The following is a 12,806-nucleotide window of genomic DNA, read 5'->3' on the forward strand; positions in this document are numbered from 1 at the left end:
GCCTTCCGGCGGCGCCGCCGGGCGTCCGCCGTCTGCGCCACCTCGGCCCGAACTGGTACGCCACCGTCATGGGCACCGCCATCGTGGCGAGCGCCGGTGCCGCGCTCCCCGGGCGGGCCCTGCCGCGCCCGGCCCTGGAGGCCGTGTGGCTCCTCTCCGCGGTCGCCCTGGCGGCGCTGCTCGCCGCCCGGGCCGCGCACTGGGCGCGCCACCGGGACCAGGCGGCCCGGCATCTGGCGGATCCGGCGGTGGCGCCGTTCTACGGCTGCCTGGCGATGGCCCTGCTGGCGGTCGGCGGCGCGACCCTCTCCGTGGGGGCGGGCGTCGTCGGCGAGCGGGCGGCGGTGGCCGCGGACGCGGTGCTGTGGTCGGCGGGCACGGCGACCGGACTGCTGGCCGCCGCCGGCATCCCGTACCTGATGGTGACCCGGCACCGGATCGAGCCCGGGACCGCCTCGCCCGTGTGGCTGCTGCCGGTCGTGGCACCCATGGTGTCGGCGGCCCTCGGCCCGGCGCTCGTCGCGCACCTGCCGGCCGGGCAGGCGCGGGAGGGCATGCTGCTCGGCTGTTACGCGCTGTTCGGGCTGAGTCTGCTGATGACGCTGGTGATCCTGCCGGTGGTGTTCTCCCGACTGGTCCACCACGGTCCGCCGCCGCTCGCCCTCACCCCGACGCTGTTCCTCGTCCTGGGCCCGCTGGGCCAGTCCACGACGGCGGTGAACAACCTCGCGGACGCCGCCCCGGGCGCGGTCGGCGGCCCGTACCCGGCCGCCATGACGGCCTTCGCGGTGCTCTACGGCGTCCCCGTCATGGGGTTCGCCCTGCTGTGGCTGGCCTTCGCCACGGCCATGGTGGTCCGCGCGGCCCGCTCCGGCATGGGCTTCACGATGACCTGGTGGGCCTTCACCTTCCCGGTCGGCACCTGCGTCACGGGCGCCGCGGGCCTGGCGCGCCACACCGGTCTGCACGCCCTCACCTGGCTGGCGGCCGCCTTGTACGCGGTGCTGGTGGCGGCCTGGGCGGTGGCGACGGTCCGGACGGCGGCCGGGCTGGTCAGCGGACGGCTGTGCGCAGCGCCCGCCCCAGCACCTCGGGCGCCCGTGTCAACGACGGTCCGTACCACGTGAGATGGCGGCCGCTGACCAGCGCGGCGGGGAGCCCGGGGAACGCCTCGGGCCCGTCGTCGCGCGTGAAGCGGTACGGCTCGTCGGGCAGGACGACCAGGTCGGCGCCGCTCGCCCGCAGCTCCTCCAGCGGGACGCGCGGGTAGCGCTCCGGGTGGCCGACGTAGACGTGGCGGACGCCGAGCCGGGCGAGGACGTCCCCGGCGAAGGTGTCCCGGCCGAGCACCATCCACGGCTTGCGCCACACCGGCACCACCGCCCGCAGCACCGGTCCGGCGGGCCGCACGTCCGCCCAGGCGTCCCGGGCGTCCGCCAGCCAGCCGGGCGACGCCAGCCGGCAGCCGTCGACGAGAAGCCGTTCCAGCTCCCCGAACGCCTGCGCGAGCGTGCGCACTTCGGTCACCAGGACATCGAGTCCGGCCGCCCGCAGGGCGGCGAGGTCGGGGGCGCGGTTCTCTTCCTCGTTGGCGACGACGAGGTCGGGGGCGAGGGCGGCGATCCGCGCGACGTCGGGGTTCTTGGTGCCCCCGATCCGTACGACGTCGAGCCCGGCCGGGTGCTCGCACCAGTCGGTGGCCCCGACGAGCAGCTCCGGCGCGGTGGCGGCGACGGCCTCGGTGAGTGACGGGACGAGCGAGACGACACGGCGTACGGTACGACGCCTGGTCAATGTGGTCACCGCCCCACCGTACGCCGCGAGGGGCCCGACGCCGGAGGCAGCAGCGCATGCGACCGCCGTACACCGCCGAGTTCTGGTTCGACCCGTCCTGCCCCTACACCTGGATCACGTCCCGCTGGCTCGTGGAGACGGCGGAGGTCCGGCCCGTGACCGTGCGATGGCGCGTGATGAGCCTGTCCGTGCTCAACGAGGGACGCGCCGACGACCCCGAGGGCGACCCGGAGGGGTGGCTGTGGCACCCCGTACGGGTCTGCGCGGCGGTGGCCGAGCTGTACGGCGAGGAGGCGCTCGGCCGGTTCTACGCGGCGCTCGGGGCGGAGACGCACGAGCGGGGCCGGTGGGACGCGACGGCCGACGCGCTCGCCGCGGCCGGGCTGCCGGCGGAGACGGCGGAGGCCGCCGGATCGACGGCGTGGGACGCGGCGGTGCGCGCCTCCCACGCGGAGGCGGTCGCCCTGGTCGGGACGGACGTGGGCACCCCCGTGCTCGCGGTGCGCGGCGCGGACGGCGACCGCACCGCCTTCTTCGGCCCGGTCGTGGCGCCCGTCCCGCGCGGCGGTGCCGCCGGCCGGCTGTGGGACGGCGCGCTGCTGCTGGCCGGCGTCCCGGGCTTCAGCGAACTCCGCCGCGCCCGGCCCCGGGACCCCGGCACGGGGTGAACGAACGGGCGGGGCGCCCGGACCCTCTCGGCCCGGGCACCCCGCCCGCTTTTCTCTTCACTCGTCCCTCAGGACGTCTTCACCGGCGCCAGCTTGTCCAGCAGCCCCGGGTGGGCGTCCAGCCAGCGGCCCGCGCTGGCCTTCTCCTTGCCCTTGCCGCCCTTCTGGATCTCGGCCTCCAGGGAGGCGAGGTCCTTCTCGGACATCTTGAAGCCCTTCACCCACTCCGCGATCCGCGGGAAGTCGTCGGCGAAGTCCTTCTTGCCCACGACGTGCAGCTCCTCGCCCTTGCCCCAGGCGCCCTTGGGGTCCTTGAGCTTCTTGAGGTCATAGGTGCCGTACGCCCAGTGCGGCGACCACAGGGTGGTGACGACGGGCTCCTTGTTCTTGATGGCCCGGTCGAGCTCGGCGAGCATCGTGGAGGTGGAGGACGAGACGACCTTGTACTCGCCGTCCAGGCCGTAGTCCTTGAGGACGTTGCCGTTGAGCTTGCCCATCATGCCGGCGCTGGCCTCGATGCCGACGATCTTCCCGCCGAACTTCCCGGCCTTGCCCTTGAGGTCCTCCAGCGTGTTCACGTCCTTGACGTAGGACGGGACGGTCAGCTCCAGGGAGGTAGGGCCGTACCAGGTGCCGAGGTCGCTGAGCTTGTCGCCGTACCGGTCCATGTACTGCTGGTGCGTGGTGGGCAGCCAGGAGTCGAACTGGACGTCCATCTGCCCCTGGGCCAGCGCGGTGTACAGCGGGCCGGGGTCGAGCTGCTTGACCTCGGGCTTGTAGCCGCGGGCCTCCAGGACGTTCTGCCAGAGGTAGGTGGTGGCGACGGCCTCGTCCCACGGGAAGTAGCCGATCTTCACCTTCTGCCCGCGGCCGATGTCGGACCCGGCGGCGACGCTCTCCCGGTCCCCGCCGCCGGCCAGGTGCATGCCGCCCGCGACGAGCGCGAGGACGACGACGCCGACGGTGGCGACGGCGGTGCCGGGCCGGTAGTTCAGCAGGGCGGAAGGCCGGGTGGCGGCAGCGGACTTGGCGGCGGCCCGGCGGCCGAGCGGGGAGACCCGCTTGCCGAGCGCGCCGGTCATCCGGTCCAGGTACATGGCGAGGACGACGACCGCGAGGCCGCTCTCCACACCGCCGCCGATGTCGACCTGGGTGACGGCCGCGTAGACCGTCTCGCCGAGGCCGCCGGCGCCGGCCATGCCCGCGATGACGACCATGGAGAGCGCCAGCATGATCACCTGGTTGACGCCCGCCATGATGGTGGGCAGCGCCAGCGGCAGCTGGACGCGGGTGAGGGTGTGGCGCGGGGTGGTGCCGAACGCCCGGGCGGCCTCGACGAGTTCGCCGTCCACCTGGCGGATGCCCAGCTCGGTCATCCGGACGCCGGGCGGCATCGAGAAGATGATCGTCGCGAACAGGCCCGGGATCGGGCCGATCGAGAAGAACATCACGCCGGGGATCAGGTAGACGAACGCCGGCATCGTCTGCATCAGGTCCAGCACCGGCCGCAGCGCCCGGCTGACGCGCTGGTCGCGGGCGGCCCAGATGCCCAGCGGCACCGCGAGCAGCAGGGTGATGAAGCTGGCGACGAGGACGAGCGACAGCGTCGCGGTGGCCTCGTCCCAGAGCCCGAAGGAGTCGATCAGGGCGAGGCCCGCGAAGGCGAACACGCCGGCGAGGAGCCCGCGCAGCCACCAGGCGACGACGGCCAGGATGCCGGCCGTCAGCAGGGCGTCGGGGGCGCCGAGTACGGCGTGGACGCCGTCGTAGAGGCCGGTGAGGACGGTGCTGATGGCGTCGAAGAGCCAGGAGAGATGGTTCTGGAGCCAGTCCACGGCGGACTGCGCCCAGGAGCCGAGCTTGATCCTAGGCACCGGCGGTCACCCCCGCCGGCTGCTCGCCGAGCACGGCCAGCAGCCGGTCCCGGGTGACCACTCCCGCCGGGGCGCCGTCGGCGCCGGTGACGGCGACCGGTCCGGTGCCGAGGGCGAGGGGGGCGAAGAGGTCGGCCAGCGGCGTGTCCGCGGCGACGGTGGCGACGGCGTCCTCCGCGGCGCCGCCGGTCTTCTCCGCGATGGAGCCGGCGGTGAGCACGCGCGAGCGGTCGACGTCCTGGATGAAGGAGGCGACGTAGTCGTTGGCGGGCCGGACGAGGATGTCCTCGGCGGTGCCGTTCTGGACGATGCGGCCGTCGCGCATGACGGCGACGCGGTCGCCGAGGCGCATGGCCTCGTTGAGGTCGTGGGTGATGAACACGATGGTCTTCTTCAGCCGCTTCTGCAGGTCCAGCAGCTGGTCCTGCATGTCGCGGCGGATCAGGGGGTCGAGGGCGCTGAAGGACTCGTCCATCAGCAGCAGGTCGGCGTCGGTGGCCAGGGCGCGGGCGAGGCCCACGCGCTGCTGCATACCGCCGGAGAGTTCGTCGGGCCAGGAGCGCTCCCAGCCGCCGAGCCCGGCGAGCTCCAGGGCCTCGGCGGCCCGCCGCTCGCGCTCGGCGCGCGGGACGCCGCGCACCTCAAGGCCGTAGCCCGCGTTCTCCAGCACGCTGCGGTGCGGGAAGAGGGCGAAGTGCTGGAAGACCATGCTGATGTTGCGCGAGCGGACGTCGCGCAGCTCGGCGGGGGTGAGGGCGGTCAGGTCGCGCCCGTCGTAGGAGACCCGGCCGGAGGTGGGGTCCAGGAGGCCGTTGAGCATCCGGAGCAGGGTGGACTTGCCGGAGCCCGAGAGACCCATCACGACGAAGATCTCGCCGGCCTCCACCTCGAACGAGGCGTCGATCACGGCTGCCGTGGTGCCGTCCGCACGCAGCTCGTCGCGGCTCGCGCCGCCTTCGAGCCGCTTGACGGCGGCTTCGGGTCGTTTGCCGAACACCTTGTACAAGTGCTCGGCCTTCAGCCTGGACACATACACCTCACGGGTCGAACCTGGTGACGCCCGCCTCCCCCCTGCGGGCGGCCGTGGAGCGGGACGGGCATCGGGCCCGTGTCCCGCGCGCCGTCCGAGCGCAGGCGGGTCCGCTCCGCGGCCGCGCCTGCCCCGGTTTTCCGGGAGCAAACGGAAGAGTGATCCACTTCACATGGCGGCGGGGGTGTGTCAGTAGGGTGCGGCATGATCGGGGTGTGACGCGACGCCTGATGCTCCTCGACACCGCCTCGCTCTACTTCCGCGCCTACTTCGGCGTGCCGGAGTCGGTGCGGGCCCCCGACGGCACGCCCGTGAACGCGGTGCGCGGCCTGCTCGACTTCATCGCCCGCCTCGTCCAGGACCACCACCCGGACGACCTCGTGGCCTGCATGGACGAGGACTGGCGCCCGCAGTGGCGGGTGGACCTCATCCCCTCCTACAAGGCGCACCGCGTCGCGGAGGAGGTCCCCGAGGGCACGGACGAGGAGGAGGTGCCGGACACCCTCTCCCCGCAGGTCCCGGTGATCGAGCAGGTGCTGGACGCGATCGGCATCGCCCGCGTCGGAGCGCCGGGCTACGAGGCCGACGACGTGATCGGCACGCTTACGGCACGGGCCGCCGGTCCGGTGGACGTGGTCACCGGCGACCGGGATCTCTACCAGCTGGTCGACGACGCTCGCGGGGTCCGCGTGCTCTACCCGGTCAAGGGCGTCGGCACCCTCCAGCTGGTGGACGAGGCGGTGCTGCGGGAGAAGTACGGGGTGGACGGCCCCGGCTACGCCGACTTGGCGCTGCTGCGCGGCGACCCCAGCGACGGGCTGCCCGGCGTGCCGGGGGTCGGCGAGAAGACGGCGGCGAAGCTGCTCGCCTCGTACGGCGACCTGGCCGGCATCCTGGCGGCCGTGGGCGACCCGGCGTCGAAGCTGACCCCGGCCCAGCGCCGGAGGCTGGACGAGGCACGGCCCTACCTCGCGGTGGCGCCGAAGGTGGTGCGGGTGGCGTCGGACGTGGCGCTGCCGCCGTTCGACGCGGCCCTGCCGTCCGGTCCGCGCGACGCGCGGGCCCTGGAGGTGCTGGCCGAGCGGTGGGGGCTGGGCGGATCCTTGCAGCGTCTGCTGTCCGTTCTCGCGGGGTAGTGTTAGGTTAGGCAGTCCTAACTAAGATCAGTCCTCGATCAGTCCTCGCGAGATCACAGCCGTTCTCGAAGCCCGCGCGTCCAGGGAGACCGTCCAATGGCAGACCGCCCCGCCCCGAGGAAACGTCAGGTCCACCGGGCGCACGTGGTGCGCACCGAGCGCCTGACGCCACATATGACGCGGGTGGTCGTGGGCGGCGAGGCACTGGACGCGTTCCCGGCCGGGGAGTTCACGGACCACTATGTGAAGCTCCTCTTCCCGTACGAGGGCGTCGCCTACCCGGAGCCCTTCGACATGGAGGTCATCCGCCGGGACCTGCCGCGCGACCAGTGGCCGCGCACCCGTACGTACACGGTCCGCTCCTTCGACCGCCTCGCCCGCGAGCTCGTCATCGACTTCGTGGTCCACGGCGACGAGGGCCTGGCCGGCCCGTGGGCCGCCCGTGCCGAGCCGGGCGCCGAGGTGTTGTTCCTCGGCCCGGGCGGCGCCTACGCGCCCGACCCGGACGCCGACTGGCACCTCCTCGCGGGCGACGAGAGCGCGCTGCCCGCCATCGCCGCCGCGCTGGAGCGGCTGTCGCTGACCCGCCCCGACGCCACGGTCCGGGCGTTCGTCGAGATCGCCGACGAGGACGAGGAGCAGAAGCTCGACCTCGCCCCCGGCATCGAGGTGGTCTGGCTCCACCGCGGCGCCGCCCCCGTCGGCGAGGCCCTGGTCGCGGCCGTCCGCTCCCTCGACTTCCCGCCCGGCGACGTCCACGCCTTCGTCCACGGCGAGGCCGGCTTCGTCAAGGAGCTCCGCCGCCACCTCCGCCTGGAGCGCGAGATCCCCCGCGAACGCCTCTCGATCTCCGGCTACTGGCGCCGGGGCCACGACGAGGACGGCTGGCAGGCGTCCAAGCGCGAGTGGAACCAGCAGGTGGAAGCGGAACAGGAGGGCACGGCCCCCACCCCGCCCAACGCCTGAGGGACAAACGTGGACCTCACGTTGCCTTGCCGTCGAGTCGGTCGGCCTTGAGGGCAGGGGTCCTCGAACAGTTCTGACCGAGCCGGGAGAGAATCCCGGCATGGTGATGGCACGGCACTGGTACTCCTCGTCGCCCGTCGTGGACGGGCACCCGCTCCTGGACGAGCCGGGCTTCTGGCCCGCGTACTTGGCGGACCTGGCCGAGGGGTTCGCGCCTGAGTCCTTCGGATCGGACGCGGGCGACGCGGAGGCCATGCTGGAGACGCTCCACGACCGGTCGGCGTGGCCCATGTTCACGGTGCCGCTCGCCGGCGGCTTCGCGATCGTCGTGCACTTCAACAGCGGCGAGGAGTTCACGACCACGGACTACTTCCTCACGCATCCCGACTGGAGCCAGGATCTCGTTCTGGCCGGCGACGATCAGGACCGCGTCGGCCCCGGGCTGTGCTGGCCCGAGCTCGCCGCCGTGCTGGAGGCACCACCGGGTGCGGCGGGCGTCACCGATCCTCACGCCCGTCTTCTCCTTCTTCTGCCCGTGCTCGGCGACGCGGCGGTTCCGGAAGAGGCCGTGTCGGCGGTGGTCGAGGCTCTGGTCGCTCAAGGGGCGCCTGAGGCGAGCGAGGCGTTGGCCGGACGCCTGCTTCAGGGGCACCCCATGTGGGGCGCCGAGGACTGGTGGTTCGACGAGGACGAGCGGAGCTGGCTCTGCGCGGGCGATCACAGCCCCCGCAATGTCCCGCTCGGCGATCACCTGCCGCCGCGACAGCGAGCCGCTCTCGAAGCCTGCCTCACTCCCCGCTGACCGTCCCAAGCAGGGGCGCCGAAGGCGAGCGACTCGGCGTGGGCGCTGCCCTGCTTCAGGCAGTGGTAGAGCTGCCCGAGCATGCGGTGGAAGAGGTTGCGGTGGGCGGCGGCGTGTCAGTCGCCTTGTTCTCGTCGGCGTCGGTAGTGGGGGTTGGTCCCAGTGGCTGCCCGGACGGAGGCGAGGGCCCAGAGGTAGCCGGCGTGGTTGAGCCGGTCGTTCTTACCCGGCGTCTGGTGCCGGCGGGCTTCTTGCCGGAGGCCCGGGTAAGGGGCGAGGAGCCGGCGTGGGCCCTTCAGGCCGCGGGCGTCGACGAAGCGGGCGCGCTCGTCGCCGATCTCGGCGAGGACGCGGGCGGCAAGCGGCCCTCGGCCGCCCGCCGCCCCCGGGATAGGCTCAGCGGCATGCGTTCCGCACGGATATCCCTCGCGAGCTCGGCCGCCCTGGTGCTCGCCCTGACGGCGGCCGGACCGGTCCTCGCCGTCCCGGCTCCGGACGGCCCCGGCACGGAGATCAGCCGCGCGGAGCCCGCTCCGCCCGGCGGCGACGTCGAGTTCGTGGTGACGATCGACGGCTCCGCCGGCGGGCACGTCGACTCGGTGGTCGTCCGCTCCCCCGTCTTCGCCTCCCAGATCACCGTGGGGAAGAAGGACTTCGGCCACAACAAGGCGGACGACACGACCGTGACCGTCCACGGCCGGGTCCGCTGCGACGCCCGGCCCGGCGAGCACCCGGTGACCGTGCTGCTCGGCGACGAGGGGAAGCCCGCCGCCGGCACCCGGCTGACCGTCACCGCCGGGCGCGGCGGCGCCTGCGACGACGGCTCGCCCGACGCCTCGCCCGTGCCGGCCGGCGCCACCGGACTGCGGCTGCGGCCCGGCGGCCGGGAGCCGCAGCGCGGCGACGAGGCCGTGTTCACCATCACCGCCGACCGGGCCACCCTCGACGCCCACGACGCGCTCATCCTCCGCTCCCCCGCCTTCGTCGCGCCCGTCAAGCGCCTGGCGAAGAACTTCAAGGAGGGCAAGGGCGAGGGCTGGTGGACCGACCTCGCGGGCATGGTCCGCTGCGACATCCAGCCGGGCACCTACGCCGTGGACCTCGTGGCCGGCGGCGGTGACGAGGAGGAGGACTCCCCCCTGGAGACGGTGAAGCTCACCGTGCCGAAGGCCATGGACCCGGCCAACCGCGACTTCTGCGCCGGCCCGCGCGCGTACAAGGAGATCGTCGACCGCACGAGCGAGACAGCCCCCGACGAGGACGGTTCCGGTGGCGGCGCCCACGCTGCCGGTGGCGGCGACGGCCCGGGCACCGGCACGATCGTCGGCGTCTCGTCCGCCGCGGCCCTGGTCGCGGCCTCGGTCACCTACGTCCTGGTCAGCCGTCGGCGCCGACGGGCCCGGCAGCTGCCCGACTCCTGGTAGGACGCCGCTCCCGCCGGTGGGGGGACGGCGAAGAGCCCGCCCCCGGACGATCCGGGAACGGGCTCTTCAGGCGGGGACCGACGGACCTCAGCCCACCGACGAGTACGCCACCACGCCCCGCAGCAGCCCGTCGACCGCCTTGCGGGCGTTGCGCGCCACCGGGCTGCCGGCCGGGGCGGCGGCCGCGATCTGGCCGAGGACGTCGATCAGCTGCTTGCACCAGCGGACGAAGTCGCCGGCCGGCATCTCGATCTCGCGCAGCACCTCGTCCAGGCCGTGCCCGGACGCCCAGCGGTAGGCGGCCCAGGCGAACCCGAGGTCGGGCTCGCGCTGCCCGACGCCCTCCGCCTGGTTGATCCGGTGCTGCTCCTCCAGGGCGTCGAGCCGGCCCCAGATGCGGACCATCTCGCCCAGCGCCGCCTTGGCTCCGCCGGACGGCAGCTTGGGGGCCACCGCGTCGTCGCTCATCCGCGCCTCGTAGACCAGCGCCGACGCGCAGGCCGCCAGCTCGGCCGGGGCCAGGCCGTCCCAGACGCCCTCGCGCAGGCACTCGGAGGCGAGCAGGTCGAGCTCGCCGTAGAGCCGGGCCAGCCGCCGGCCGTGCTCGGTCACCTCGTCGTTGCGCAGGTAGTCCAGATCGGTCAGGAGCGCGCAGATCCGGTCGAAGGTACGGGCGATGGTGTTCGTCCGGCCCTCGATGCGCCGCTCCAGCTGCCGGGTGTCCCGCAGCAGCCGGTGGTAGCGCTCGGCCCAGCGGGCGTGGTCCTCGCGCTCGTCGCAGCCGTGGCAGGGGTGCGCCCGGATCGCCGTCCGCAGCCGGGAGATCTCGGCGTCGTCGACGGCCGCGGACCGGCCCTTGCGGTGCCGCTCGGGCACGATGTGCCCGGCCTTGGTGCGCAGCGCGGACGCCAGGTCGCGGCGCGACTGCGGGCTGCGCGGGTTGAACGTCCGCGGGATCCGCATCCGCTCCAGCGGCTCGACGGGCACCGGGAAGTCCAGCGCCGCCAGCCGCTTGACCTGCCGCTCGGCGGTGAGGACGAGCGGACGCGGCCCCTCGTAGTCATAGCCGCGGGACCGGTCGGCGCGGCCGGGCAGCCCGGGGTCCAGCACCAGCGCGAGCCCGGCGAACTTGCCGGTCGGCACGTGGATGACGTCGCCCGGCTTGAGCTTCTCCAGGGCGGCGGCAGCGGCGGCCCGGCGCTGGCCGGCGCCCTGCTTGGCCAGCTCCGTCTCCCGCTCCTTCAGCTCGCGGCGCAGCCGCGCGTACTCCTCGAAGTCGCCGAGGTGGCAGGTGACGGCCTCGCGGTAGCCCGCCAGGCCCTCCTCGTTCTTCTGCACCTGACGCGAGATGCCGACGACCGAACGGTCCGCCTGGAACTGGGCGAACGAGGTCTCCAGCAGCTCCCGCGACCGGTGCCGGCCGAACTGCGAGACGAGGTTGACCGCCATGTTGTACGACGGCTTGAAGCTCGACCGCAGCGGGTACGTCCGGGTGCCGGCCAGCCCGGCGAGGGCGCCCGGGTCCATGCCCCGCTGCCAGAGCACGACCGCGTGCCCCTCGACGTCGATGCCGCGCCGCCCGGCCCGGCCGGTCAGCTGGGTGAACTCGCCGGGCGTGATGTCCGCGTGCTGCTCGCCGTTCCACTTGACGAGCTTCTCCAACACCACCGAGCGGGCGGGCATGTTGATGCCCAGGGCCAGCGTCTCGGTGGCGAACACCGCCTTGACCAGGCCCTTGACGAAGAGCTCCTCCACGACCTCCTTGAAGGTCGGCAGCATGCCCGCGTGGTGCGCGGCGATCCCGCGCTCCAGCCCCTCCAGCCACTCGAAGTAGCCCAGGACGTGCAGGTCCTCGTCGGGGATCGAGGCGGTGCGCTCCTCGACGATCTCGCGCACCCGGCGCCGGGCGTCGTCGTCGTTCAGCCGCAGCCCGGCGTACAGGCACTGCTGGACGGCGGACTCGCAGCCCGCGCGGCTGAAGATGAAGGTGATGGCGGGCAACAGGCCCTCGGCGTCGAGCCGTTCGATGACCTCGACCCGGCTGGGGGTCCAGATCCGGCTGCGCTGCCGCCGCTCCCGCTCGCGGTCGGCCTCCCGGCCCCGGCGGCGGTCCCGGCCGCCCATCGGCCGGCTGTTCTCCATCCGCGCCAGCCGCACCAGGTCCGGGTTGACCTCCCGGCGGCCGGTGACGGGCGTGCCGTCCGGGCCGGTCTTCTCCTCGAACAGGTCGTACATCCGGCGCCCGGCCAGCACGTGCTGCCACAGCGGCACGGGCCGGTGCTCGGAGACGATCACCTCGGTGTCGCCCCGGACGGTGTCCAGCCAGTCGCCGAACTCCTCGGCGTTGGAGACGGTCGCCGACAGGGACACCAGCGTCACGGACTCGGGGAGGTGGATGATCACCTCTTCCCAGACGGCGCCGCGGAAGCGGTCGGAGAGGTAGTGCACCTCGTCCATGACCACGTGGCCCAGCCCGTTGAGGGCCTGGGAGCCGGCGTAGAGCATGTTCCGCAGCACCTCGGTGGTCATCACGAGCACCGGGGCGTCGGCGTTGACGCTGTTGTCGCCGGTCAGCAGCCCGACCTTGGCCGCGCCGTAGCGTTTGACCAGGTCGTTGTACTTCTGGTTGGACAGCGCCTTGATGGGGGTGGTGTAGAAGCACTTGCGGCCCTCACGGAGGGCCAGGTGGACGGCGAACTCGCCCACGATGGTCTTGCCGGAGCCGGTCGGCGCCGCGACCAGCACCCCCTTTCCGGCCTCCAGGGCCTTGCAGGCGTCGATCTGGAACGCGTCCAGCTCGAAGTCGTACATTTCGCGGAAAGCGGCCAGGGCGGTGGCCTGCTCCGCGGCGCGCCGCTTCGCCAGGGCATAGCGCTCAGCAGGGGACATGTCGTCGGTCATCTTGTCTACGAGCCTACCGGGCGGGTCGGACAGGTACCCGATCTTTAACCAAGGGCTACCCTGCGGGCGGCTGCGCCCCGGTCCCGCCCTTTCGCCGTTTCTCGCGGGAGGGCCCGCACCCCGGTATCGCGGCTTCGCCGCTCGTCCTCAAACGCCGGACGGGCTGGATAGTGCGCCCGAGCGCACCAATCAGCCCGTCCGGCGTTTGAGG

Annotated in this window: 10 protein-coding genes; 6 read left to right on the forward strand and 4 right to left on the reverse strand. The window is 73.4% G+C overall.

All coding sequences use genetic code 11. From position 1 onward, the window contains the following. Positions 1 to 32: 32 nt before the first annotated feature. Positions 33 to 1,127: a TDT family transporter gene (locus tag ACSNOK_RS22935; protein ID WP_436782644.1), complete on the forward strand. Its 1,095-nt coding sequence runs from the start codon at positions 33 to 35 to the stop codon at positions 1,125 to 1,127. On the opposite strand, the gene ACSNOK_RS22940 is transcribed toward ACSNOK_RS22935, so the two are convergent. Beyond that, on the reverse strand, positions 1,054 to 1,803 hold the full coding sequence (locus ACSNOK_RS22940) for a helical backbone metal receptor (RefSeq protein WP_436782636.1): 750 nt from the start codon (positions 1,801 to 1,803) through the stop codon (positions 1,054 to 1,056). The genes ACSNOK_RS22935 and ACSNOK_RS22940 overlap by 74 nt on opposite strands. A gap of 47 nt (positions 1,804 to 1,850) precedes the next feature. Here ACSNOK_RS22940 and ACSNOK_RS22945 point away from each other — a divergent pair, with 47 nt between their 5' ends. Next, positions 1,851 to 2,462 (forward strand): DsbA family protein, encoded by a 612-nt coding sequence (locus ACSNOK_RS22945; protein WP_436782637.1) that lies wholly within the window; start codon positions 1,851 to 1,853, stop codon positions 2,460 to 2,462. 68 nt (positions 2,463 to 2,530) lie between these two features. Here the strand turns inward: ACSNOK_RS22945 and ACSNOK_RS22950 are convergent, their stop codons facing one another. Then, positions 2,531 to 4,336 (reverse strand): ABC transporter permease/substrate binding protein, encoded by a 1,806-nt coding sequence (locus ACSNOK_RS22950; protein WP_436782638.1) that lies wholly within the window; start codon positions 4,334 to 4,336, stop codon positions 2,531 to 2,533. Beyond that, entirely contained in the window at positions 4,329 to 5,366 is a 1,038-nt protein-coding gene (locus ACSNOK_RS22955; RefSeq protein WP_436782639.1) for a quaternary amine ABC transporter ATP-binding protein, read from the reverse strand. Before ACSNOK_RS22955 ends, ACSNOK_RS22950 begins: the two co-directional genes overlap by 8 nt. A 230-nt stretch (positions 5,367 to 5,596) precedes the next feature. Here ACSNOK_RS22955 and ACSNOK_RS22960 point away from each other — a divergent pair, with 230 nt between their 5' ends. From ACSNOK_RS22960 to ACSNOK_RS22975, 4 genes are all read left to right on the forward strand, one after another. Next, positions 5,597 to 6,502, forward strand: a complete 906-nt coding sequence (locus ACSNOK_RS22960) for a 5'-3' exonuclease (protein WP_436782645.1) — start codon at positions 5,597 to 5,599, stop codon at positions 6,500 to 6,502. Between the two features lie 96 nt (positions 6,503 to 6,598). Then, positions 6,599 to 7,468: a siderophore-interacting protein gene (locus ACSNOK_RS22965; RefSeq protein WP_436782640.1), complete on the forward strand. Its 870-nt coding sequence runs from the start codon at positions 6,599 to 6,601 to the stop codon at positions 7,466 to 7,468. A 100-nt stretch (positions 7,469 to 7,568) separates the two neighbouring features. Further along, positions 7,569 to 8,270 carry a hypothetical protein gene (locus tag ACSNOK_RS22970; protein WP_436782641.1) on the forward strand — a complete coding sequence of 234 codons (702 nt, stop codon included), beginning with the start codon at positions 7,569 to 7,571 and terminating at the stop codon, positions 8,268 to 8,270. Between the two features lie 404 nt (positions 8,271 to 8,674). Then, positions 8,675 to 9,694, forward strand: a complete 1,020-nt coding sequence (locus ACSNOK_RS22975; protein WP_436782642.1) for a hypothetical protein — start codon at positions 8,675 to 8,677, stop codon at positions 9,692 to 9,694. An 87-nt stretch (positions 9,695 to 9,781) separates the two neighbouring features. On the opposite strand, the gene ACSNOK_RS22980 is transcribed toward ACSNOK_RS22975, so the two are convergent. After that, a complete protein-coding gene (locus tag ACSNOK_RS22980; protein WP_436782643.1) occupies positions 9,782 to 12,595 on the reverse strand; it encodes a DEAD/DEAH box helicase in 2,814 nt (937 codons plus the stop codon). Between the last annotated feature and the right edge of the window lie 211 nt (positions 12,596 to 12,806).

The organism is Streptomyces sp. URMC 126, assembly GCF_051386555.1.
In the GTDB taxonomy this organism is placed as follows: Bacteria; Actinomycetota; Actinomycetes; order Streptomycetales; family Streptomycetaceae; genus Streptomyces.